Annotated in this window: 21 protein-coding genes; 7 read left to right on the top strand and 14 right to left on the bottom strand. The window is 71.1% G+C overall.

The annotated features are described in order from the left end of the window. Window positions 1–9: 9 nt before the first annotated feature. Genes HEP81_RS32730 through HEP81_RS32750 form a run of 5 tightly spaced genes read left to right on the top strand, consistent with a single transcriptional unit; the run spans window position 10 to window position 4286 of the window. Window positions 10–321: an urease subunit beta gene (locus HEP81_RS32730; protein ID WP_037658833.1), complete on the top strand. Its 312-nt coding sequence runs from the start codon at window positions 10–12 to the stop codon at window positions 319–321. Further along, window positions 314–2035 (top strand): urease subunit alpha, encoded by a 1722-nt coding sequence (locus HEP81_RS32735; RefSeq protein ID WP_037658835.1) that lies wholly within the window; start codon window positions 314–316, stop codon window positions 2033–2035. The genes HEP81_RS32730 and HEP81_RS32735 overlap by 8 nt, the downstream gene beginning before the upstream one ends. Window positions 2036–2054: 19 nt before the next feature. Continuing rightward, window positions 2055–2729 carry an urease accessory protein UreF gene (locus tag HEP81_RS32740; RefSeq protein WP_037658837.1) on the top strand — a complete coding sequence of 225 codons (675 nt, stop codon included), beginning with the start codon at window positions 2055–2057 and terminating at the stop codon, window positions 2727–2729. 52 nt (window positions 2730–2781) lie between these two features. Then, window positions 2782–3459 carry an urease accessory protein UreG gene (gene ureG / locus HEP81_RS32745; protein WP_037658838.1) on the top strand — a complete coding sequence of 226 codons (678 nt, stop codon included), beginning with the start codon at window positions 2782–2784 and terminating at the stop codon, window positions 3457–3459. Continuing rightward, entirely contained in the window at window positions 3456–4286 is an 831-nt protein-coding gene (locus tag HEP81_RS32750; RefSeq protein ID WP_078967523.1) for an urease accessory protein UreD, read from the top strand. The genes ureG and HEP81_RS32750 overlap by 4 nt, the downstream gene beginning before the upstream one ends. A gap of 24 nt (window positions 4287–4310) precedes the next feature. Here the strand turns inward: HEP81_RS32750 and HEP81_RS32755 are convergent, their stop codons facing one another. The 10 genes from HEP81_RS32755 to HEP81_RS32800 all read right to left on the bottom strand — a co-directional run bounded on the left by HEP81_RS32755 (window position 4311) and on the right by HEP81_RS32800 (window position 13578). Next, on the bottom strand, window positions 4311–5036 hold the full coding sequence (locus HEP81_RS32755; protein ID WP_037658840.1) for a lysophospholipid acyltransferase family protein: 726 nt from the start codon (window positions 5034–5036) through the stop codon (window positions 4311–4313). A 124-nt stretch (window positions 5037–5160) separates the two neighbouring features. Further along, window positions 5161–5805, bottom strand: a complete 645-nt coding sequence (locus HEP81_RS32760; protein ID WP_051850354.1) for a methyltransferase family protein — start codon at window positions 5803–5805, stop codon at window positions 5161–5163. Between the two features lie 302 nt (window positions 5806–6107). Continuing rightward, window positions 6108–7325: an ornithine--oxo-acid transaminase gene (gene rocD / locus HEP81_RS32765; protein ID WP_037658842.1), complete on the bottom strand. Its 1218-nt coding sequence runs from the start codon at window positions 7323–7325 to the stop codon at window positions 6108–6110. After that, on the bottom strand, window positions 7325–8134 hold the full coding sequence (gene ddaH / locus HEP81_RS32770) for a dimethylargininase (RefSeq protein ID WP_037658847.1): 810 nt from the start codon (window positions 8132–8134) through the stop codon (window positions 7325–7327). The genes rocD and ddaH overlap by 1 nt, the downstream gene beginning before the upstream one ends. A gap of 177 nt (window positions 8135–8311) precedes the next feature. Beyond that, complete coding sequence (locus HEP81_RS32775; RefSeq protein ID WP_037658848.1) at window positions 8312–8797, bottom strand: Lrp/AsnC family transcriptional regulator; 486 nt, start codon at window positions 8795–8797, stop codon at window positions 8312–8314. Window positions 8798–8842: 45 nt separating this feature from the next. Further along, the gene (locus HEP81_RS32780; RefSeq protein WP_051850356.1) at window positions 8843–9061 is read right to left on the bottom strand and encodes a hypothetical protein; all 219 of its coding nucleotides are present in this window, start codon (window positions 9059–9061) and stop codon (window positions 8843–8845) included. Window positions 9062–9199: 138 nt separating this feature from the next. Next, complete coding sequence (locus tag HEP81_RS32785; RefSeq protein WP_037658911.1) at window positions 9200–10150, bottom strand: cytochrome c oxidase assembly protein; 951 nt, start codon at window positions 10148–10150, stop codon at window positions 9200–9202. Between the two features lie 122 nt (window positions 10151–10272). Beyond that, a complete protein-coding gene (locus HEP81_RS32790) occupies window positions 10273–11298 on the bottom strand; it encodes a 6-phosphofructokinase (RefSeq protein WP_037658849.1) in 1026 nt (341 codons plus the stop codon). A gap of 292 nt (window positions 11299–11590) precedes the next feature. Next, the gene (locus HEP81_RS32795) at window positions 11591–12319 is read right to left on the bottom strand and encodes a type 1 glutamine amidotransferase (protein ID WP_037658850.1); all 729 of its coding nucleotides are present in this window, start codon (window positions 12317–12319) and stop codon (window positions 11591–11593) included. Between the two features lie 20 nt (window positions 12320–12339). Further along, window positions 12340–13578: a MurT ligase domain-containing protein gene (locus HEP81_RS32800; protein ID WP_037658853.1), complete on the bottom strand. Its 1239-nt coding sequence runs from the start codon at window positions 13576–13578 to the stop codon at window positions 12340–12342. 153 nt (window positions 13579–13731) lie between these two features. On the opposite strand from HEP81_RS32800, the gene def reads away from it, so the two are divergent. Beyond that, window positions 13732–14271, top strand: coding sequence for a peptide deformylase (def, locus tag HEP81_RS32805; protein ID WP_037658855.1), 540 nt, complete (start codon window positions 13732–13734; stop codon window positions 14269–14271). Between the two features lie 38 nt (window positions 14272–14309). Here the strand turns inward: def and HEP81_RS32810 are convergent, their stop codons facing one another. Beyond that, entirely contained in the window at window positions 14310–14954 is a 645-nt protein-coding gene (locus HEP81_RS32810; protein ID WP_037658857.1) for a TetR/AcrR family transcriptional regulator, read from the bottom strand. A gap of 171 nt (window positions 14955–15125) precedes the next feature. Here HEP81_RS32810 and HEP81_RS32815 point away from each other — a divergent pair, with 171 nt between their 5' ends. Beyond that, on the top strand, window positions 15126–16355 hold the full coding sequence (locus HEP81_RS32815; protein ID WP_037658858.1) for an acyl-CoA dehydrogenase family protein: 1230 nt from the start codon (window positions 15126–15128) through the stop codon (window positions 16353–16355). A 109-nt stretch (window positions 16356–16464) separates the two neighbouring features. On the opposite strand, the gene HEP81_RS32820 is transcribed toward HEP81_RS32815, so the two are convergent. From HEP81_RS32820 to HEP81_RS32830, 3 genes are read right to left on the bottom strand one after another with little or no spacing between them, the layout of a single operon-like run. Continuing rightward, window positions 16465–17010, bottom strand: a complete 546-nt coding sequence (locus tag HEP81_RS32820; RefSeq protein ID WP_037658859.1) for a cupin domain-containing protein — start codon at window positions 17008–17010, stop codon at window positions 16465–16467. 7 nt (window positions 17011–17017) lie between these two features. Next, window positions 17018–18241 (bottom strand): cytochrome P450, encoded by a 1224-nt coding sequence (locus tag HEP81_RS32825; RefSeq protein WP_037658860.1) that lies wholly within the window; start codon window positions 18239–18241, stop codon window positions 17018–17020. Beyond that, window positions 18238–19302, bottom strand: a complete 1065-nt coding sequence (locus tag HEP81_RS32830) for a type III polyketide synthase (RefSeq protein WP_037658861.1) — start codon at window positions 19300–19302, stop codon at window positions 18238–18240. Before HEP81_RS32830 ends, HEP81_RS32825 begins: the two co-directional genes overlap by 4 nt. Window positions 19303–19571: the final 269 nt, after the last annotated feature.

The following is a 19571-nucleotide window of genomic DNA, read 5'->3' on the forward strand; positions in this document are numbered from 1 at the left end:
GGGGCCGCGATGATTCCCGGAGAGATCCTCTTCGCCGACGACCCCGTACACGTCAACGAGGGCCGGGCCGCCACCCGGCTCACCGTTCTCAACGCCGCCGACCGGCCCGTCCAGGTCGGCTCCCACTATCACTTCGCCGAGGCCAACCCCGGACTGGAGTTCGATCGCGCCGCCGCGCACGGTCGGCGGCTGAATGTCGCCGCCGGCACCGCCGTGCGCTTCGAGCCCGGCATCCCCGTCGACGTCGAACTCGTGCCCCTCGCCGGCGGCCGGATCGTGCCGGGGCTGCGCGGCGAGACCGGAGGTGCTCTCGATGGCTGAGATCTCCCGCGCCGCCTACGCCGACCTGTTCGGGCCGACCACCGGCGACCGCATCCGGCTCGCCGACACCGATCTGCTGATCGAGATCGAGGAGGACCGCTCGGGCGGACCCGGCCGCGCCGGGGACGAGGCGGTCTTCGGCGGCGGCAAGGTCATCCGCGAGTCCATGGGCCAGTCCCGGGCCACCCGTGCCGACGGCACCCCCGACACCGTGATCACCGGGGCCGTCGTCGTGGACCACTGGGGCATCGTCAAGGCCGACATCGGCATCCGCGACGGCCGTATCACCGCCCTCGGCAAGGCCGGCAATCCCGACACCATGGACGGCGTCCACCCCGACCTGGTGATCGGCCCCGAGACCGAGATCATCGCGGGCAACGGGCGGATTCTCACGGCCGGGGCCATCGACGCGCATGTCCACTTCATCTGCCCCCAGGTCGCCGACGAGGCGCTGGCCTCCGGCATCACCACCCTGGTCGGTGGCGGCACCGGCCCCGCCGAGGGCTCCAAGGCGACCACCGTCACACCCGGCCCCTGGCACCTCGCCCGGATGCTGGAGGCGATGGAGGCCTACCCCCTGAACATCGGCTTCCTCGGCAAGGGCAACACCGTCAGCCATGAGGCGATGCTGTCCCAGATCCGCGGCGGCGCCGTCGGCCTGAAGCTGCACGAGGACTGGGGCTCCACCCCGGCCGTCATCGACGCCGCGCTCACCGTGGCCGACCGCACCGGCATCCAGGTCGCCATCCACACCGACACCTTGAACGAGGCCGGGTTCGTCGGCGACACCCTCGCCGCGATCCGGGGCCGGGGCATCCACTCGTACCACACCGAGGGCGCCGGCGGCGGGCACGCGCCCGACATCATGACCGTGGTCTCGCAGCCCAACGTGCTGCCCAGCTCCACCAATCCGACTCGGCCGTTCACCGTCAACACCGCCGAGGAACACCTCGACATGCTGATGGTCTGCCACCATCTCAACCCGGCCGTCCCCGAGGACCTCGCCTTCGCCGAGTCCCGGATCCGGCCCTCCACCATCGGCGCGGAGGACATCCTCCACGACCTCGGCGCGATCTCGATCATCTCCTCCGACTCCCAGGCCATGGGCCGGGTCGGCGAGGTCATCCTGCGGACCTGGCAGACCGCCCATGTCATGAAGCGGCGCCGGGGCGCCCTGCCCGGCGACGGCCGCGCCGACAACCACCGGGTACGGCGCTATGTCGCCAAATACACGATCAACCCGGCGCTCGCCCAGGGCCTCGCCACCGAGACCGGCTCCGTGGAGCAGGGCAAGCTCGCCGACCTCGTGCTGTGGGAGCCCGCGTTCTTCGGGGTGAAGCCGCTCCTCGTGCTCAAGGGCGGCCAGATCGCCTACGCGCAGATGGGCGACGCCAACGCCTCCATCCCCACCCCGCAGCCGATCCTGCCCCGCCCGATGTACGGCGCGATCGGCCGCGCCCCGGCCGCCAACTCCGTCAACTTCGTCTCCACGCTCGCCCTGGAGGACGGACTGCCGGAACGGCTCGGGCTCGGCAAACGGTTCGTGGCGATCGACTCCACGCGTGCGGTCACCAAGGCCGACATGCGGGAGAACGACGCCCGCCCCGACGTCCGGATCGACCCCGACAGCTTCGCCGTGCACATCGACGGCGAACTGGTCGAGGCGACCCCGGCCGCCGAACTGCCCATGGCCCAGCGCTACTTCCTCTTCTGACGGCATCGACGGCACCGTGATGACACACGCGGCACTGCTCGTCCTGGCCGACGGCCGCTTCCCCGCCGGAGGGCACGCCCACTCCGGCGGGGCCGAGGCCGCCGTCAAGGCGGGGCGCATCAGCTGCGCCGCCGACCTGGAGGACTTCTGCCGGGGCCGGCTGCACACGGCCGGACTGGTCGCGGGCGCGCTCGCGGCGGCGGCCGCGCTCGGCCTGGACCCCCGGGAGCTGGACGCGGCGGCGGACGCCCGCACGCCCTCCCCCGCGCTACGGCTCGCCGCCCGCCGGCTCGGCCGCCAGCTGCTGCGGGCCGCACGGGCGAGCTGGCCGTGCCCGGAACTCGACGGGATCGCCCGGAGCTTCCCCAAGGGCGCCCACCAGCCCGTGGTCCTCGGACTCGCCGCCCGGGCGGCCGGGCTCGGACCCGCGGAGGCGGCGTACTGCGCCCTGTACGAGAGCGTGAGCGGACCGGCGACGGCGACCGTACGACTGCTCAGCCTCGACCCCTTCGACGCGACCGGCGTACTGGCCCGGCTGGCACCGGAGCTGGACGCGGTCGCGCGGACGGCGGTCGACGCGGCGGGGAGAGCGGCCGCGGAAGGGCTCCAGGCGCTGCCCGCCGCGTCCGGCCCGTTGCTGGAGATCATGGCCGAGGCCCACGCCTCATGGCCGGCCCGGCTGTTCGCGTCCTGACCTCTGCCCCCACCCCCCTTGTGAACAAGCCCCCGGCCTCCAGGAGCCGTACATGCATCTCGACCACTCCCACCACGGCCCCGCCGCCGTCAGCGCCGACGCCCACCGACCGGACGGAACGCGCCGCGCCCTGCGCATCGGGCTCGGCGGGCCCGTGGGATCCGGGAAGACCGCGACCGTGGCCGCGCTCTGCCGTCAGCTGCGGGACGAGCTGTCCCTCGCCGTCGTCACCAATGACATCTACACCCGCGAGGACGCCGAGTTCCTGCTGCGGGAGGCTGTGCTGCCGCCCGAGCGGATCACCGCCGTGGAGACGGGCGCCTGCCCGCACACCGCGATCCGGGACGACATCTCCGCCAACCTGGAGGCCGTCGAGGACCTGGAGGAGACCGTCGGCCCGCTGGACCTGATCCTGGTGGAGTCCGGCGGTGACAACCTCACCGCCACCTTCTCCAAGGGCCTGGTGGACGCGCAGATCTTCGTCATCGACGTGGCCGGCGGCGACGACATCCCGCGCAAGGGCGGACCCGGCGTCACCACCGCCGACCTGCTGATCGTCAACAAGACCGACCTCGCCCCCTACGTCGGCTCCGACCTCGCCCGGATGGCCGCCGACGCCAAGGCCCAGCGCGCCGAACTCCCCGTCATCCTCCAGTCCCTGCGCGGGGACAGCGGCGTCACCGAGGTGGCCGCCTGGGTCCGCGAACGGCTCACCGCGTGGACGTCATGACCCTCACCGACACCCGGATCGGGACTCCGGGCACGGCCCCGACCGGCGTTGGGACCGAGCTCCCGGGCACGGCCCCCGCCGGTGTCCGCGCCGATGCCCGGATCGTGGCCCGTGCCGATGGACGTGGTGGTACCGCGCTGCCCGTGCTGGACGGCTCGGGCCCGCTGGCGGTGCGGCGGGTCCGGGGGAGTGGGGCCGAGGCCCGGGTGATGGTCGTCGGTGCGATGAGCGGTCCCCTCGGTGGTGACCGGTTCGCACTGGACGCCCGGGTGGAGGAGGGAGCCCGGCTGTGGCTCGGCTCCGCCGCGGCCACCCTCGCCCTGCCGGGCCAGGCACCCGGTGAGGCCCGCTACGACGTCCGGCTCGCTGTGGCCGACGGTGCCGAACTGCACTGGCTGCCCGAGCAGTTGATCTCCGCCACCGGCAGCGACCTGCGCGTCACCACCCTCGCCGAACTCGCCGCCGGTGCCCGGCTGGTGCTCCGTGAGGAGCAGGTGCTCGGGCGGGCGGGGGAGCGGCCCGGTCTGCTCACCACCCGCCTCACCCTGCGCGTCGCCGGCCGCACCGTCCTGGACCAGCAGCTGTCCTGCGGCCCCGGCGCCCCCGGTGGCTGGGACGGACCCGCCACCCTCGCCGGTCACCGGGCCGTGGGCCAACTCCTTGTCGTACGGCCCGAGTTCGCCGAGCAACCACCCGCGCCCCGGATGCTGGGCGACCACGCCGCCCTGATGCCGCTGCCCGGACCGGCCGCCCTGCTCACCGCCCTCGCCCCGGACGCGCTGCGGCTGCGGCGGGTGCTGGACGAGGGGCGGGCCCTGCTGGGATGAGGGGCCGGGGGCGAGGGGGGAGCGTCAGCCGAGCGGTGCCTTCGGGAATCTGCGTTCCTTCGCACTCTTCTCCGTGGGCTGCTCGGCCTTGGCGACGGCGGCGTACTGATCGACGTACTCCTGCTCGGACAGGGTCAGGATGGCGTACATGATCTCGTCGGTGACGGCCCGCAGGACCGCCTTCTGCTGCTCCATGCCCGCGAAGCGGGAGAAGTCGAGGGGCTTGCCGAAGCGGATGGTGACGGGGCGGACGCGGGGGAGGGCCCTGCCGGGCGGCTGGGCCTCGAAGGTGCCGATCATGGCGCAGGGGATCACCGGGACGCCTGCCCTCAGGGCCATCACGGCGACCCCGACCTTGCCCTTGTACAGCCGGCCGTCGTGCGAGCGTGTCCCCTCCGGGTAGATGCCCAGCAGTTCGCCCTTGTCCAGCACTCCGAGGCCCTCGCGGATCGCGGCCTGTCCCGCCTCCTTGCCCGAGCGGTCCACCGGGATCTGTCCGGCGCTGCGGAAGAAGAACGCGGTGAGGCGGCCCTTGATGCCGGGACCGGTGAAGTACTCGGCCTTGGCGAGGAAGGTGATGCGCCGCTTGAGGATCGCCGGCATCAGGAAGTGGTCGGAGAAGGAGAGATGGTTTCCGGCGATGATCGCGGGGCCTGTCGCGGGCACATGGTCCAGGCCCTCGATCCGGGGCCTGAAGACCAGCCTGAGCAGGGGACCCAGCAGAACGTACTTGAGCAGGTAGTAGAACAAGGGGCCGCTCCTCACTCCGGCGGCTCGGCTGGGCCGCGAGGACAGCGTGCTGCCACTTGCCCCCGGGGGCAACCGGACCGGAGAGCTTGGCGCAATCGGCCCGGCACGATCCGAACGAAAGACCCTAGGGGCGCCCGCCGTCACCGACGCCCTGCGGATGCGGGTGGGTGGGGCGCAGCCGGGGTATGAGGGCCGGGACCCGGGACCGGTAGGCGTCGTACGCGGCGCCGAACTCGCCCGCCATCAGGGCGTCCTCGATACGGACCCGGCGCAGCAGCCAGGGGAGCGCGGCGATCGGGAAGGCGGTCCAGAAGCCGAAGCCGCCGGTCAGCATCGAGCCGGTGACCAGGCCGAGGATGCCGGTGTAGATGGGATGGCGGACCAGTCGGTACGGGCCGTTTGTGCGCAGCTCGTGGTTCTGCTGGAGGGAGGGGACGCTGTCCCACATCGTGCCCAGGACCCAGCGGGACCACAGCAGCAGGGCGGTGGAGAGGAGGGCGAGCAGGGCGCCGAGCAGGGCCAGTTCGGGCTCCCAGAACTGGAGGTGTTCCCAGAAGCCCCGGGTGTGCCGGACCACGAAGAAGAACAGGCCCACGCCCGCGATCAGTAAGACCCGGTGTGACGCGGAGGAGCGTGACGCGCGGAGCCAGCCGCGGACGCCGCCGTTGGCTCTGATGCCGAAGTAGGCGGCGCCGAGGAGCCAGGCGGCGGCGAAGACCAGGAAGCAGGCACCGGTGAGGGCGGCGAGCGCCGGACGCAGCGAGTTCATGCCCCAAGGCTGCGCCCCGCCCCCCACCGCCCACCAGCACCCACGGGTCGATGGAGATCTCTCCACCCACGGATGGAGAGCCCCCGAAACCGACCCCGAGGGACGGGTTCGGGGGCTCGGCAGAGCCTGGGCCTGCCAGGGGGTTTCACAGGACCGGCCTCGTAGGGCCTCGGCTGCCGGTCGCCTGTTGTTGCTTCCAGCGAGCTGATCCCCCAGGGTCCACCGGGTTCACGGCCCCGGCCTCGCCCCGCAGGGCCGCCCCCTGGGGGCCGGCCCCCGGCAAACCAGCCCCCAGACAGGCCCTAGCCCAGCACCCGCTCCAGCGTCCCGAGTGCCGACCGCAGTTCCTCCGCCGTGATCGTCAGCGGCGGTGCCAGGCGGATCGTGGAGCCATGGGTGTCCTTCGCCAGGATCCCCTCCCGCATCAGGCGCTCGCTGATCTCGCGCCCGGTGCCGATCGCCGGGTCGATGTCGACGCCCGCCCACAGACCGCGGGAGCGGAAGCCCAGCACGCCCTTGCCCACCAGCTCGGTCAGGCCGTCCCGCAGGAGCACGCCCAGCTCGGCGGCCCGCCGCTGGAACTCACCGGTCTCCAGCAGTTCGAGCACCGCGATGCCGACCGCCGCCGCGAGCGGGTTGCCGCCGAACGTCGAGCCGTGCTCGCCCGGGTGCAGCACGCCCAGCACCTCGCGCCGGGCCACCACCGCCGACACCGGCACGATGCCGCCGCCGAGCGCCTTGCCGAGCAGCAGCACGTCCGGCACCACGTCCTCGTGGTCGACGGCGAGGGTGCGGCCCGTACGCCCGAGGCCCGACTGGATCTCGTCCGCGATGAACAGACAGCCCTTGCGCCGGGTCAGCTCGCGCACACCGGTCAGATAGCCCTCGTCCGGGATGACCACTCCGGCCTCGCCCTGGATGGGCTCGATCAGCACCGCCGCCGTGTTCTCGTCGACGGCCTCCTCCAGCGCGGCCAGATCGTTGTACGGCACGATCGTGAAGCCCGGCGTGAACGGGCCGAAGCCCGCCCGTGCCGTCTCGTCGGTGGAGAAGCTCACGATCGTCGTCGTACGGCCGTGGAAGTTGTCCGCCGCGACCACGATCGTGGCCTGATCGGCGGGGACGCCCTTGACGTCGTAGGCCCACTTGCGGGCCACCTTGATGCCGCTCTCCACCGCCTCCGCGCCGGTGTTCATCGGCAGCACCATGTCCAGGCCGGTCAGCGCGGCGAGCCGTTCGGCGAACTCGGCGAGCCGGTCGTTGTGGAACGCCCGGGAGGTGAGCGTCAGCTGGTCCAGCTGGCGGTGGGCGGCCTCGATCAGAGCCGGGTGACGATGGCCGAAATTGAGCGCCGAGTACCCGGAGAGCATGTCCAGGTAGCGGCGGCCCTCGACGTCCTCCACCCAGGTGCCCTCGGCCCGTGCCACGACCACCGGGAGCGGGTGGTAGTTGTGCGCCAGGACCGGCTCCTCCGCACGGATCAGGTCGTCGGACGTACGGGTGCGCGCGGGTGCGGTCATCAGCGGATCTCCTGGGTGCAGCACTTGATGCCACCGCCGGCCTTGTGGAACTCCGACAGGTCGACGGGGACGGGGACGTAACCGTGGTCGGCGAGGCGCGCGGACAGCGCCTCCGCCTGGGGTGCGATGAACACGTGCCGGCCGTCGGACACCGAGTTCAGGCCCCAGGACATCGCGTCCTCGCGGGTGGCCTCCACCGCGTCCGGGAACAGGCGCCGCAGCACCTCGCGGCTGCCCGGCGAGAACGCCTCCGGGTAGTAACAGACATTGGCGTCGTCCAGCACGAACAGCGCCGTGTCCAGATGGTAGAAGTACGGATCCACCAGTGTCAGGCCGATCACCGGGTGCCCCAGGAACTCCTGCGCCTCACGATGCGCCTCCCGGGTGGTGCGGAACCCGGTACCGGCCAGTACGTACCGGCCCGTCCACACCAGGTCGCCCTCGCCCTCGGACACCGCTTCGGGCCGGTAGACGGTGTAGCCCGCCGTCTTGAACCACGTGTCGTAGTGCAGCGACTCGGGGCGCCGCTCCGGCGCGTGGAACAGCGAGCCGAAGACCCGGCCGCCGACCACACAGGCCGCGTTGGCCGCGAAGACCATGTCGGGCAGGCCCGGCACCGGCTCGACGGCGTCGACGGTATGGCCGTGGGCGCGGTAGACGCGGATCAGCTCCTGCCACTGCTCGCGCGCCAGATCCACGTCGACCGGGCGGTCGGGGTTCATCCAGGGATTGATCGCGTACTGCACCGCGAAGTGTCTGGGTTCACAGACCAGGAAGCGCCGAGGGCGCGATTCACGGCTTTCGGACACAGAGGGTTCCCTCCGGTTTCCGTCTGTCACTGTTGGGTGACTCCACGGTAGGAAGGAACGGGGACGCGCGACAAGCGCAAAAAGCTGCGTGGACCTGCAACATCGCTGCGTTGTCGGGCTCGCTCACGCAGGCCTGCTGCGCATACTTCCGATCATCCTCCGGGGGGCATCTCCGGGTCACTCGGGGGCCGCCTGGGTGGCACCCGCCTCCGGGCTGTCCGGGATCAGATGGGAGAGCACCATCACGCTGATCGTCTTCCGGATGAAGGGCACGGTGCGGATCCGTTCCAGCACCTCCTCGAAGTGGTCCACGTCCCGCGCCCGCACATGCAGCAGCGCGTCCGCGGCGCCGGTCACCGTCATGGCCGCCGTGATCTCCGGATGGTTGCGGACGACCTCCGCGAGGCGCCGGGGCGGGGCCGCGCCCTCGCAGTAGACCTCGACGTACGCCTCCGTGCGCCAGCCGAGCGCGGAGGGTTCGACCGTCGCCGTGAACCCGGTGATCACCCCGGTCTCGCGCAGCCGGTCCGCGCGCCGCTTGACCGCCGTAGCGGACAGCCCGATCGCCGCGCCGATCTCGGCGAAGCTGGTCCTGGCGTTCGCCATCAGCGCGGTGATGATCTTGCGGTCGAGTTCGTCGAAGGACGCGGTCCTGCTGCTCATGCGGGCAATGTAATCAGCCGGGAGCGTCCGCGACGCCGGGGGCGGCTACGACTGGGTGACGGCCATGGCGAGGGTCAGCAGCCCCAGCACCACCCAGCCGAACCACAGCCGGCCGTCGCCGCCGAGCGCGACGGTGTAGGCGGTCACGGCGACGAGGCTGCCGGCCGTGAGCGCGCCCATCGTCCTGATGGCGCCGCCATGGGGGGAGCCGCGCATCGAGCCGTGCGCGAAGTCGTGCGGGGCGCCATCGGTGGAACCGGTCATCGCGAGACCCTCCTCATGGACCGTCCGACTCCTGGTCCGTCCGACTCCTGATCGGTTCGATCGTGGTCCGTCCGACCATGGTGCCCCGGCGGCCGCCCGTAGGGGATACCCCAGACCCGGCCCGGGGTGCGGCCCGCTTCAGCCCTGGCGTGCGTTCAGGGACGCCAGATAGGCGTTGTACTCCGCCAGCTCCTTGTCGCCGTCCCGGTCCGCCTGCCGGTCCTTGCGCCTGGCGTGGCGCTTCTCGGAGCCGTACCACTGGAACAGCAGCGCGATCAGCACCAGTACGGACGGGACCTCGCTGAACGCCCAGGCGATGCCGCCGGCGCTGTTCTGGTCGGACAGCGGGTCGATGCCGAGGGAGGCGGGCGGGTGCAGGAAGGTGTTCACCATCGGCGTCGACGCCATCATCAGCGCGATGCCGAAGAAGGCGTGGAACGGCATGCCCGCGAACAGCTCCAGCATCCGCATCAGATGACCCGGCCGGTGCGGGCCCGGGTCCACGCCGATGATCGGCCAGAAGAAGACGACACCGACCGCGAGGAAGTGCACCATCATCGCGATGTGCCCGGTCTTCGAACCCATCAGGAAGTCGAACAGCGGGGTGAAGTAGAGCACGTACAGGCTCGCGATGAACATCGGGATGGTGAACAGCGGGTGGGTGATGACCCGCATGTACCGGCTGTGCAGCAGCATCAGCAGCAGCTCGCGCGGACCCTTGCGGCCCCGGCCCGCGGTCGGCAGCGCGCGCAACGCCAGGGTGACCGGGGCGCCGAGCAGGATCAGGATCGGCGACAGCATGCTGATGATCATGTGCTGCACCATGTGCACGCTGAACATGACCATCCCGTAGTCGTTCAGCCTGGTGCACATCACCAGCAGGATGGTCAGCACGCCGATGACGTAGGAGAAGGTGCGGGCCACGGGCCATGTGTCGCCGCGCCGGCGCAGTCGTACGACCCCCCACGCGTACAGGCCGAGCCCGAGCAGGCAGGTGATCAGGAAGAAGGGCTCGGCCGAGAAGGCGAGCCCCCGCCCCAGCGTGAACGGCGGCAGATCCATCACCATGCCGTGTCCGCTGTGATCCATGTGTCCCATGTGATCCATGCGGCGGCTCCTGATTCATGGGGGTTGTACGTTTCTGTCCGCCCATAAGAGTAGGACCGCCCCCGATCATGCCGATGACCGGGGGCGGGTAGTTCAGGGCCGGACTAAAGCACGCACTCCGCCTCGTCGTACCGCTCCACCGGGACCGTCTTCAGGGTCTCCACGGCCTCCGCCAGCGACACCATCACGATGTCGGTGCCGCGCAGCGCTGTCATCATCCCGAACTCGCCCCGGTGCACCGCCTCCACGGCGTGCCAGCCGAAGCGGGTGGCCAGCACCCTGTCGTAGGCGGTCGGTGTGCCGCCGCGCTGCACATGCCCGAGGATGACCGGCCGGGCCTCCTTGCCGAGGCGCTGCTCCAGCTCGATGGAGAGCTGGCGGGCGATGCCGGCGAAGCGCTCGTGGCCGTAGACGTCCTTGCCGCCCTCGTCGAACTCCATGGAGCCGGCCCGGGGCTTGGCGCCCTCGGCGGCGACCACGATGGCGAACCGCTTGCCCGCCGCGAAGCGAGCGCCGACCTTGCGGGTCAACTCCTCGATGTCGAAGGGCCGTTCCGGTACGACGACGGCGTGGGCGCCGGCCGCCATGCCGGAGTGCAGGGCGATCCAGCCGGTGTGCCGGCCCATGACCTCCACGATCAGCACCCGCTGGTGGGACTCGGCGGTGGTCTTCAGCCGGTCCAGGGCCTCGGTCGCCACGGTCACGGCGGTGTCGAAGCCGAAGGTGACATCGGTGACAGCGATGTCATTGTCGATCGTCTTGGGCACGCCCACGATGGGCAGTCCGTTGTCCGACAGCAGCCGGGCCGCCTTGAGGGTGCCCTCGCCGCCGATCGGGATGATCGCGTCCAGACCCAGCTCCGCGACATGCCCCTTGGCCCGCTCGACGCCGTCGCGCAGATGCTCGGGGCGGACCCGGGAGGAGCCGAGGATGGTGCCGCCGCGGGCCAGGATGCCGCCGACGGCGTCGAGGTCGAGCTTCACGGAGTCGCACTCCAGGAGGCCTTTCCAGCCGTCCCGGAAACCGATGACCTCGTCGCCGTGGTCGGCGACCGCACGGTGCACGACGGACCGGATGACGGCGTTCAGACCGGGGCAGTCGCCGCCGGACGTGAGGACACCAATGCGCATAGCCCGTATTACCTTCTCGAACGTGGGCCGGGAGACCGGACCACGTTGTCCGGCGGATTCCCGGTCACCCTACCGGCGTGAGGGGGTGGCTCCGTAGCGGGCGTCCGCCTGCTGGACGCGTCCGCCCAGATGAGCGGATGCGCCGTCAGGCGGGCCCACCACGAGCCTGCCGGAACCCGCTGAGAGGCCCCTGACGCGAGGCTTACGCCGGTGACCGCTACGGCCGGAGCCCGGTGCTCGCGCGGCCGTGTGCGTGCGGCCGTGCGAGCACCGGGCTCCCGGGTGTTCGTGCCTAGGCCGGCTGCTGCGCCGCCGCGATGCGCTCCTCGCGCAGGGCGTCGTACCAGCGGTCGTCGATCGGGGGCAGCGCGTTGACGTCGAGCGCCAGCTTCAGCAGCAGGTCGGCGATCAGCGGGTTGCGGGCGAGGACAGGACCGTGCATGTACGTGCCGAAGACGGTCCCGTTGTACGCGCCCTCCGTGCCGTCCCCGGTGCCGTTGCCCCGGCCGATCTTGGTCCGCGCGAAGGGGCGGGCGGTCGGGCCGAGGTGGGTGACACCCTGGTGGTTCTCGAAGCCGGTCAGCGGGGGCAGGCCGAGCTGCGGGTCGATGTCGCCGAGCACGTCACCGACGCAGCGCTCGCCCTCGCCGCGCACCGAGACCACGTCGAGCAGGCCGAGGCCCGGCTCGCGCTGGCCGAGGTCGTTGATGAACTCGTGGCCGAGGATCTGGTAGCCGGCGCACACGGAGAAGACGATGGCGCCGTTCTGCACCGCCCGCTGGAGGTGCCCGTCACGGCGCAGCCGCTCGGCGGCGAGCCGCTGCGGACGGTCCTCGCCGCCGCCGATCAGGTAGATGTCGCCGGAGGTCGGGATCGGCTGGTCGCTGCGCACGTCGAGCCGGGCCACGTCCAGGCCGCGCTGCCGGGCCCGGCGCTCCACGACAAGGGCGTTGCCCTGGTCGCCGTAGGTGCTCAGCAGGTCCGGGTAGATCCACACCAGCCGCAGTTGGTTGTCGCTCATGAGGTGATCCCCTTCGAAGATCAGTTGCCGACGCGGCGGCGCAGGTCCTGGAACGCGGTGTAGTTCGCGATGACCTCGATCCGGCCGGGCGGGCACAGCTGCACGGCCTGGTCGAGGTTCTCGCAGACCTGGAAGTGCTGGCCCGCGACCTCCAGGCGTACCGCGAGGTCCAGCTTGCGGTCGCCGAGCACGAGGATCGGGTGACCGGTGAGCCGGGTGTAGTCGACGTCCCACAGCCAGGAGGTGTCGGTGCCGTCGGCCCCGCGGGCGTTCACGGACAGGATCACCGGGGCGGGCGGCGGGTCGATCAGCGAGAAGGTCTCCAGCCAGCCGGCCGGGTTTTTGGCCAGCAGCAGGCGCAGATCGCGGTTCTGGAACTGCACGACGTCGTACCGGCCGGCCACCGCCTGCACCTGGTACATCCGCTCCAGGGCGACCTGCGGCGGCACCCCGAAGACGGCGGCGACGGCGGCGGAGCTGGCCGCGTTGGCCTTGTTGGCGCGACCCGGCAGCTGGAGGTGGATCGGCCAGGCGGAGCCGTGCGGGTCGAGGACGTGGTCCCCGGACAGTGCCCAGGTGGGCGTGGGCCGGCGGAAGCCGCACTCACCGCAGTACCAGTCGTCGCCGGGGCGCTGCATCACGCCGCCGCAGGACGGGCAGGACCAGGCGTCGTCCTTCCACATCTGCCCGGCCGCGACCCAGACCACGTTCGGGGACGAGGAGGCGGCCCAGACGACCAGCGGGTCGTCGCAGTTGGCGATGACGACCGCCTTGGAGCCGGCCAGGCCCTCGCGCCAGTTCTCGGCGAGCATCCGGGTCTCGGCGGCGCGGTCGAGCTGGTCGCGGGAGAGGTTCAGCAGCGCGATGCACTTCGGGTCGGTGTCCCGGGCCACTCCGGCCAGGTACTTCTCGTCGACCTCTATGACGCCGAACTTGGCGTCCGAGCCGCCCGCCAGCGCGGAGGTGATGCCGGCCGGCATGTTGGCGCCGAGCGCGTTCGACACGACCGGGCCCGCGGCGCGCAGCGCCTCCGCGATGAGCCGGGTGGTGGTGGTCTTGCCGTTGGTGGCGGACACCAGGATGACGTCCAGGTTCTGGGCCAGCCGCGCCAGGAGGTCGGGGTCGAGTCGCAGCGCGACCTTGCCCCCGATCACCGACCCGCTGCCACGTCCGGCGGCCCGCGATGCCGCCGCGACCGCCTTGCCCGCGGTCACGGCCAGCTTGGCCCGCGGCGTGAGCGGGTCCGAGTTGCCTGCCATCAGTTCTCGATCCTCCTTGCGTACGCGCCGCGCCTGGGGCCATCCGGCAACGTGGTGTGAACCCTCAGCCTATCGAGATCCATTCGCACACCCGAATCCCGGTCCGCACCCACTGCGGCGGGCATGAGCTGAACGAACCGTACCCTTGCCGCCATGCGACACGGTTCCATTCCGGGCGTCCACGGGCGCGTCCGGCCTCTCACCCTGCTCGGCGACCCCTGCCTGCGCGAACGCTGCGAGGACGTCACCGACTTCGGCCCCGGCCTCGCGACACTCGTGGAGGACCTGTTCGCCACGATGTACGCGGCCCAGGGGGTGGGCCTGGCCGCGAATCAGGTCGGGGTGCCGCTGCGGGTGTTCGTCTACGACTGCCCGGACGACGACGATGTCCGGCATCTCGGGCATGTGGTGAATCCCCGTCTGGTCGCGACGGACGGGATCGTGCTGCGGGGGCCCGAGGGCTGTCTGTCCCTGCCGGGTCTGGAGGCGGGCACCGAGCGGTACGACCATGCCGTGGTCGAGGGTTTCACGGTCACCGGCGAGCCCGTCACCGTCCATGGCACGGGCTTCTTCGCGCGCTGCCTCCAGCACGAGTGCGACCACCTGGCGGGCCGGGTGTACGCGGACCGTGTGACCGGGTGGCGCGGGCGGAGGCTGGAGCGGCAGATCGGGCGGGCCGCCTGGAGCCGGTGACCCCCGCGGGGTCCGTCTCGGGGCCGGTGAACGGTGGCTCAGAACCCCGGGCCGCCCACCCGGTCCCCGGCGGCCGCGAGCCGCCCCCACAGCAGATCGGCCAGCGAGCGCACCAACTCGGCGCGCGAGCACGGGCGTTCGCCGAGCCACCAGTCGCCGGCCGCGTGCATCATGCCGACGATCCCGTGCCCCCACACCCGGGCGAGCTGCTGGCTGCCGGGGCCGAGGTCCACCCGCTCCTCGATGACCTGGGCCAGGTCCTCGCCCATCCGCCGCAGCAGCGGGGCGCTGTGCTTGCCGACGTCGAAACCCTGGTCGGCGCCGGTGCTGCCCTCGGAGGGGTGCATCAGGAACCGGTAGACCTGGGGTCGGGCCTCGATGGCGGCGAGGTAGGTGTCCAGCGTGGACTCGACCCGCTCGCGCCGCTCCGCGGGGGCGTCGAGCGCGGCCCGCAGGGAGGACAGCAGGGCGTCGGTGTGCCGCTTGGCGAGCGCGGCGTAGAGTCCGCCCTTGTCGCCGAAGTGCCGGTAGAGGATGGGCTTGGTGATGCCCGCCTCGGCGGCGATCGCGTTCATCGACGCCTGCGGGCCGTCGCGGAGCACCACCCGGTCCGCGGCCTCCAGCAGCTCGCGCCGTCGGCGGTCGGCGGACCGTTGCTGATCGGTCCGCTGTGTGGTGTCCATGAATGCTCTCCCCACCCGTGTTGATTCGGTGACGCCTGCGCAAACTAACACTCACCGGGCCGCTGACATCGAACGGGATGCCGGGGAGTCAGCGCAGGTTGACTTTTCCTACCGGTCAGTAACAGACTCGGGTTACCGCAAGTAACACATCGTACCGCCGCTGGAGGGGACATGGCCGAGTTCACCATGGAGCTGAACGACGAACAGAAGGAAGTCCGGGACTGGCTCCATGGCTTCGCCGCCGATGTGATCCGGCCCGCGGCCGCCGAGTGGGACGAGCGCGAGGAGACCCCCTGGCCGGTGATCCAGGAGGCCGCGAAGGTCGGCATCTACTCCCTCGACTTCTACGCGCAGCAGTACTTCGACCCCACCGGCCTCGGCATTCCGATGGCCATGGAGGAACTGTTCTGGGGCGACGCGGGGATAGCCCTGTCCATCGTGGGCACCGGCCTGGCCGCGGTGGGCGTCCTCGCCAACGGCACCGAGGAGCAGATCGGCACCTGGATCCCGCAGATGTACGGCGACGCCACCGATGTGAAGGTCGCCGCGTTCTGCTCCTCCGAGCCCGACGCCGGCTCCGATGTGGCGTCGATGCGCACGCGCGCGGTGTACGACGAGGCCAACGACGAGTGGGTGATCAACGGCACGAAGACCTGGGCGACCAACGGCGGCATCGCCAACGTCCATGTCGTCGTGGCCAGCGTCGACCCGGAGCTGGGCTCCAAGGGCCACGCGTCCTTCATCATCCCGCCGGGCACGCGGGGTCTCGCACAGGGCCAGAAGTTCAAGAAGCACGGCATCCGCGCCTCGCACACCGCCGAGGTCGTCCTCGATGACGTGCGGGTTCCCGGTTCCTGCCTGCTCGGCGGCAAGGAGAAGCTGGACGAGCGTCTGGCGCGCGCCCGGGAGAAGGCGAAGGCGGCCGGTGGCGAACGTGTGAAGAACGCGGCGATGGCCACGTTCGAGGCGTCCCGGCCCGCGGTGGGCGCGATGGCCGTCGGCACCGCACGCGCCGCTTATGAGGTCGCGCTCGAATATGCCAGGACGCGGGAGCAGTTCGGGCGTCCCATCATCGACAACCAGGGCGTCGCATTCCAGCTCGCCGATATGCGGACGCAGATCGACGCGGCCCGGCTGCTGGTGTGGCGGGCGTCCTGGATGGCCATCAGCGGCAAGCGGTTCACGGCCGCCGAGGGCTCGATGTCGAAGCTGTTCGCCAGCGAGACCGCGAAGAAGGTGACCGCGCAGGCGATCCAGATCCTGGGCGGGAACGGGTACACCCGGGAATACCCGGTGGAGCGGATGCACCGGGACGCGGCCATTTACACGATTTTCGAGGGGACGAGCGAGATTCAGCGGCTCGTCATCGCCCGGACGCTTTCCGGAATGCCGATCCGGTAGCGCTCCGCTCGCTTTTCGGTAATGCCGAAAAGGGGAACTGTGCGATGTCGGCCGCCTGTTGGCAGTGGCTGATCGCACAGTTCCCCGCGCCCCTTCGGGGGCGCTCGACTCACCGGTGTTTCAGAGGCGTGAGTTGTTCGATGTCGTACTTCAGCCGCAGCGCCTCAATCGCCTCCTGGTCGGGCGGGCCGCCGTCGCGGAGGATTTCGAGGAGTTCCTCGAAATAGCGCTCGTGGTCGGGCGGCGGGCTCGCCTGGAAGAACATCTTGGCGGGGGTGTCCGTGGGGTTCGCGAAGGCGTGCGGACAGCCGGGAGGTACGACGATGACCGTGCCCGGGGTCGCCCGCACCACCCGGTTGCCCGAACTCGACTCCCACCCCTTCCAGCTGTCCGGGGTGCGGATGCGGGGCTCGAAGGCGAGCACGTCCAGCTCGCCCTCCAGGACGTAGAACAACTCCTCACTGCGGGTGTGCACATGGGCGCCGACGTCGAAGCCCGGCGGCACCTCCACCTCGAAGGTGGAGGCCATCCGCGAGTGCGTGCCGGTGACCTTGAACGTGACCCGCTGTGCGGGTGTCTCCACCACCCGGCCCTGGCCAGGCGGTACGAGCAGCCCGTCGACCGATGCCGAGGTCAGCCCTTCGATCGTCGTCATCGCCGGCTCACCACATCACGGGCAGGGCCTCGGGACCGCGGATCAGCGCCCCCTTCTTGAAGGGCACCTCCTCGGCCGGTACGGCCAGCTTGAGACCCGGGATCCGGTCCAGCAGCGCGTCGACCAGCAGCTCGGACTCCAGCCGGGCCAGCTGCCCCCCCGGGCAGTAGTGCGGTCCAAAACCGAACGACACATGCGGGTTGGGACACCGGGAGAAGTCGATCTCCTCCGGGTCGGGGAAGACCTCCGGGTCGCGGTTCGCGGCCAGGTACGACACATAGACCGCGTCGCCCGCGCGAATGCGCACGCCCCTGATCTCCACGTCCTCAAGGGCGATCCGGGACAGGCCGACCGCGTTGCGGTGCGGGATGTACCGCAGCAGCTCGTCGATCGCCTTCGGGCGGATCTCCGGTTCGTGGCGCAGCCGTTCGGCCAGGCCGGGGCGGGTCAGCAGCAGATAGAACATCTGCCCGCTGTTGTTGGTGACCGCCTCGCCGCCGATCTGGAGGAGGACGGCGAGTCCGACGGCCTCCTCCAAGGTGACCTCGCCCGCGCTCACGGCGGCGCCCAGCAGCGAGGTGACGTCCTCGGCCGTGCTGCTCCCGCGCGCCCCGATGAGACCGGAGAAGTACGCGCTCATCTCGCGCTTGGCCCGCTCGCTGACCTCCTTGCCGTGCGCGGAGGACAGGATCAGCTGGGTCCACTCGTGCATGTCGTGCCGGTCGGCGGCCGGGACGCCCATCAGCTCGCAGATCACCGCGATGGGGAACGGGCTGAGGATCGCCGCCGTCAGATCGGCCGGCGGGCCGTCCTTGAGGAGCTGGTCGATCTGCTCGTCCAGCATGTCGCGCGCCTTCTCGCGCACCCGCTCCACGCCCTTGGCCGTGAAGGCCGCGGTGACCGAGCGGCGCAGCCGGGTGTGGTCGGGCGGGTCCAGGAAGCCGACCGCGCCGCGGTCCGGTATGAAGTGCGGGGCGAGCCGGGTGACCGGCTTGTCCATGACGGCCTCGCGGCCGAAGCGGGGGTCGTTGGTCACCATGCGCACATCGTCGTGCCGGGTGACCAGCCACGCCCAGCCCTCGCCGTTGGGCAGCTGGATGCGGGTGACCGGGCCCTCGCGCATCAGCTCGGCGAGCACCGGGTCGAAGTCGGTTCCGGTGAGGTCGAGCGCCGGCCAGTGACGGACCGGCGGCACGGCCTCGGTGAGAGTCGCCTCCTCGGTCTCCGTCATCGCCCGCCCCCGTCGCCGTCGGTCCAGCGGCCGACCGTCATCTCGGCGGTGATGCCGGGGCCGAAGCCGGCGAGCAGTCCGCGCGCCCGCTCCTCGGGGCCGCCCTCGTCGAACAGCCGGCGCAGCGCGTCCAGGACGACGGCGCTCGCGATGTTGCCGTACTCGGTGAGCGTGGACCGGCTGAACCGGAACGCGTTCGGCTCGACCTCCAGGAACTTGCTGAGGTCGTCGAGGATGCGGGGACCGCCGGCGTGGATGATGTAGAAGTCCAGGTCGGTGGCGTCCCAGCCGTGGTTGCCCGCCAGGTCCTTGAGCGCCGGGGCGAGTGGCTCCATGGTGGTCGGCACCCGCTTGTCCAGCAGGAAGTGGAAGCCGGTGGCCCGGACGTCGTAGGCGATCCAGTCCTCGGTCTTCGGGATCAGGTAGGAGCCGTTGCGCTCCAGCTTGACGCCCCGGCCGCCGCGTCCGCGCACCACGGCGGCGGCGATGCCGTCACCGAACAGGCCGTTGGACAGCAGCGAGCCGACGCCGAGGTCGGTGGGCTGGTAGCACAGCGAGCAGAACTCGCAGGCCACGATCAGCGCGTTGGCGTTCGGGTACGCCGTGCAGAAGTCGTGGGCCCGGTTGATCGCCGCACCGCCGGCCGCGCAGCCCAGCTGGGCGATGGGCAGCTGCCGGGTGGTGCTGTCGAAGTCCATCTCGTTGATCAGCCAGGCCGTGAGCGAGGGCATCATGAAGCCCGTGCACGACACGTAGATGATCACGTCGATGTCGGTGGTGAGGAGTTCGGCGTCGTCCAGCGCCCGCTGGATCACCGCGGGCACCCGGGCCTTGGCCTCGTGCTCGTAGAGCTTGTTGCGGTCCTCGAAGCCGGGGTGCTTGAGGGTCTCCTCGATGGGCTGCACGATGTGCCGGGTCTTCACGCCGGTGTTCTCGATGAGCCTCAGTGCCAGCGCCAGTTGAGGGTGGTCCGCGTGGCGGGAGCGCGCCAGCTCCAGCGTCTCCTCCATCGTGATCACGTGCTCCGGGACCGACACCGAGGGTCTGCACAAAGTCGCCATGAACCGTCCCTGCTTTCCGCGTGTCCGGCGGGCCTTCACCCACCGGTCAGAAGGTGGTTCACCTCAGGAGGTGCTCCACCCACCGTCACCCGTCAGGACCACGATCTCGCGCTGGGTTACTCCGAATCGGGGACGCCGCATCAGGCTCGAAGGAGGACTTCCGAGGCCGGACGAGGGAAAAATCCGTGCCGACCGTTAACGCGAAAGCCCTGCTGGGGACGGCCGTCGAGCCCTTGCCCGGGACCCCGCGGCCAACCGGGTCGTGCCGC

Origin of the sequence: Streptomyces griseofuscus (assembly GCF_014673495.1) — a bacterium.
Classification (GTDB): domain Bacteria; phylum Actinomycetota; class Actinomycetes; order Streptomycetales; family Streptomycetaceae; genus Streptomyces; species Streptomyces murinus.

What these genes read in the sequence shown, in the direction of transcription:
- HEP81_RS32735 (WP_037658835.1), top strand. Translation starts at nt 314, where the DNA reads ATGGCTGAGATCTCCCGCGCCGCCTACGCCGACCTGTTCGGGCCGACC.
- HEP81_RS32795 (WP_037658850.1), bottom strand. Translation starts at nt 12,319, where the DNA reads ATGAGCGACAACCAACTGCGGCTGGTGTGGATCTACCCGGACCTGCTG.
- rocD (WP_037658842.1), bottom strand. Translation starts at nt 7,325, where the DNA reads ATGACCGCACCCGCGCGCACCCGTACGTCCGACGACCTGATCCGTGCG.
- ureG (WP_037658838.1), top strand. Translation starts at nt 2,782, where the DNA reads ATGCATCTCGACCACTCCCACCACGGCCCCGCCGCCGTCAGCGCCGAC.
- def (WP_037658855.1), top strand. Translation starts at nt 13,732, where the DNA reads ATGCGACACGGTTCCATTCCGGGCGTCCACGGGCGCGTCCGGCCTCTC.
- HEP81_RS32820 (WP_037658859.1), bottom strand. Translation starts at nt 17,010, where the DNA reads ATGACGACGATCGAAGGGCTGACCTCGGCATCGGTCGACGGGCTGCTC.
- HEP81_RS32830 (WP_037658861.1), bottom strand. Translation starts at nt 19,302, where the DNA reads ATGGCGACTTTGTGCAGACCCTCGGTGTCGGTCCCGGAGCACGTGATC.
- HEP81_RS32760 (WP_051850354.1), bottom strand. Translation starts at nt 5,805, where the DNA reads ATGAACTCGCTGCGTCCGGCGCTCGCCGCCCTCACCGGTGCCTGCTTC.
- HEP81_RS32750 (WP_078967523.1), top strand. Translation starts at nt 3,456, where the DNA reads ATGACCCTCACCGACACCCGGATCGGGACTCCGGGCACGGCCCCGACC.
- HEP81_RS32800 (WP_037658853.1), bottom strand. Translation starts at nt 13,578, where the DNA reads ATGGCAGGCAACTCGGACCCGCTCACGCCGCGGGCCAAGCTGGCCGTG.
- HEP81_RS32810 (WP_037658857.1), bottom strand. Translation starts at nt 14,954, where the DNA reads ATGGACACCACACAGCGGACCGATCAGCAACGGTCCGCCGACCGCCGA.
- HEP81_RS32815 (WP_037658858.1), top strand. Translation starts at nt 15,126, where the DNA reads ATGGCCGAGTTCACCATGGAGCTGAACGACGAACAGAAGGAAGTCCGG.
- HEP81_RS32775 (WP_037658848.1), bottom strand. Translation starts at nt 8,797, where the DNA reads ATGAGCAGCAGGACCGCGTCCTTCGACGAACTCGACCGCAAGATCATC.
- HEP81_RS32730 (WP_037658833.1), top strand. Translation starts at nt 10, where the DNA reads ATGATTCCCGGAGAGATCCTCTTCGCCGACGACCCCGTACACGTCAAC.
- HEP81_RS32825 (WP_037658860.1), bottom strand. Translation starts at nt 18,241, where the DNA reads ATGACGGAGACCGAGGAGGCGACTCTCACCGAGGCCGTGCCGCCGGTC.
- HEP81_RS32790 (WP_037658849.1), bottom strand. Translation starts at nt 11,298, where the DNA reads ATGCGCATTGGTGTCCTCACGTCCGGCGGCGACTGCCCCGGTCTGAAC.
- HEP81_RS32740 (WP_037658837.1), top strand. Translation starts at nt 2,055, where the DNA reads ATGACACACGCGGCACTGCTCGTCCTGGCCGACGGCCGCTTCCCCGCC.
- HEP81_RS32785 (WP_037658911.1), bottom strand. Translation starts at nt 10,150, where the DNA reads ATGGATCACAGCGGACACGGCATGGTGATGGATCTGCCGCCGTTCACG.
- HEP81_RS32780 (WP_051850356.1), bottom strand. Translation starts at nt 9,061, where the DNA reads ATGACCGGTTCCACCGATGGCGCCCCGCACGACTTCGCGCACGGCTCG.